The 1,530-nt window shown below is 74.2% G+C and carries 2 protein-coding genes; one reads left to right on the forward strand and one right to left on the reverse strand.

The genetic code is table 11. From position 1 onward, the window contains the following. The first annotated feature begins 125 nt into the window (after positions 1-125). Positions 126-320: a hypothetical protein gene (locus tag ABZ749_RS35015; protein ID WP_357235662.1), complete on the forward strand. Its 195-nt coding sequence runs from the start codon at positions 126-128 to the stop codon at positions 318-320. A gap of 89 nt (positions 321-409) precedes the next feature. On the opposite strand, the gene ABZ749_RS35020 is transcribed toward ABZ749_RS35015, so the two are convergent. Next, on the reverse strand, positions 410-1,495 hold the full coding sequence (locus ABZ749_RS35020; RefSeq protein ID WP_357235665.1) for a DUF3866 family protein: 1,086 nt from the start codon (positions 1,493-1,495) through the stop codon (positions 410-412). Positions 1,496-1,530: the final 35 nt, after the last annotated feature.

A 1,530-nucleotide genomic window follows, 5' to 3' on the forward strand; every position in this document is an offset into this window, starting at 1 on the left:
CCGGTACGCGGTCCGCCGGGCCAGCCAAACCGCAGCACGGTGCCGACGGTCAGCTTGGTGACGTCGTACAGCAGGGGCTGAGGGCCGGTCAGCCCGGCGCACCGAGCGGCTAAGCTGAGCGCGCCATGACGACTTCTGGACCTTCCGACCGCTCCGAGCGCGGCACCGAGCGGCAGAACTGGATCGAACGCCGGCGGGAGAAGATCCGCGCCGAGGTCGACCGTAACCGGCGCGGTGACTACACAGTGCCGACGTGGGTGCTGGCCCTGGCGCTGGCGCTCATCGTGGGCGGCTGGCTAGCCCTGATCTTCCTGGCCTGACCCGGACGCACCCTCAAGTCTGATCAAGAGGTTTGCGTCAAGCCGAGCCCGGTTTCTGACGTAAATCTCTTGACCAACTCGGGGTTGGGTCAGGGGAGCAGGGTTGCTGCGTGGCGGCCGGCGGCGGCTGCTGCCAGGAAGTAGGCGTGGTCGGCGTCGAGGCCCCGCCCCATCGTCGACAGCGGCACCGCGCTGGCCCGCAGCGCGGCGTCCAGACCGTCGGTGAGCACCCGGACGATCCGGTGCCGGGTCGCCAGGGGCGCCAGCGCCGCGTCCACCTCGGCGGCCAGGGCCGGGTCCAGGTCGTCGGGCACCACCAGCTCCGCCGCGGCGAGCGCCACCCGGCCGTACGCGGTGAGGCTGTGGTGTGACACGCCCCGGTGTCGGGGGCGGAGGTCGGCGTCGGAGATGCGCAACGAGCCGACCGGCTTCCCGCCCAGCGTGGCGATCGCGTTGACCGCCTCGCCGACGGCGACGCCGGAGAAGCCCCACCGGGTGCCGGTGCCCAGGTTGCCGGGCCCCTGGGCCACGATCGCCACGTCCGCGTCGAGCACGTGGCGGGCGGCGAGCAGACCACCGTGCAGGGTGGTGGCCTCCAGGTCGCCACCGAACGCCTGCCCGACGGTGATCGTGCCAACCAACTCGCCCCGCAGCCCGGCGAGGGTACGGGAGAACCAGGCGGGCAGCGCCCCACCGTCGGTGAGCAGGTACGCCACCCGCGCCTGCGGGGCGTCGGCCCGGATGCCGGCCAGGATCGCCGGGAGCGCCGAGTGCAGGTCGGCGGTGACCACGGGCAGCCCGCCCAGGTCGTCCGCGTCGGCCAGCACGTCGCGGTGCGGGGAGGCCTCCTCGTCGACGCCGAGGAGGATCGGCTGCAACGGCGTGTAGCGGGCCTTGACCAGATGCCCGGCGTCGCGGGTGTCGGCGACCTCCGGCGGGTCCGGCGGCAGTCGGTCGGGCAGGGCGACCACCAGGGCGTACCCGCCGGTGCCCAGCCCCATCAGCAGCGCGCCCGCGTTGAGCAGCACCCGGTCGCCGGGCTGGGGCGTGCCGACCAGCTCCGGGTAGGCCAGCGCGCGCATCCGCGTGCCGTCGGGCAGGTCGACGTCCAGCTCCACCGCCCCGGTCCACTGCCGTCGCAGCGTCGCCACCGTCCCCGTACGCCATCGCACCATGACGGGCACGCTAGCCGCGCGGGCGTGGCGGCCCG

Origin of the sequence: Micromonospora sp. NPDC047753 (assembly GCF_040642735.1) — a bacterium.
Lineage (GTDB): Bacteria > Actinomycetota > Actinomycetes > Mycobacteriales > Micromonosporaceae > Micromonospora.

Excerpts from the sequence above, each read along its gene's own strand:
- ABZ749_RS35015 (WP_357235662.1), top strand. The coding sequence starts at position 126 with ATGACGACTTCTGGACCTTCCGACCGCTCCGAGCGCGGCACCGAGCGG.
- ABZ749_RS35020 (WP_357235665.1), bottom strand. The coding sequence starts at position 1,495 with ATGGTGCGATGGCGTACGGGGACGGTGGCGACGCTGCGACGGCAGTGG.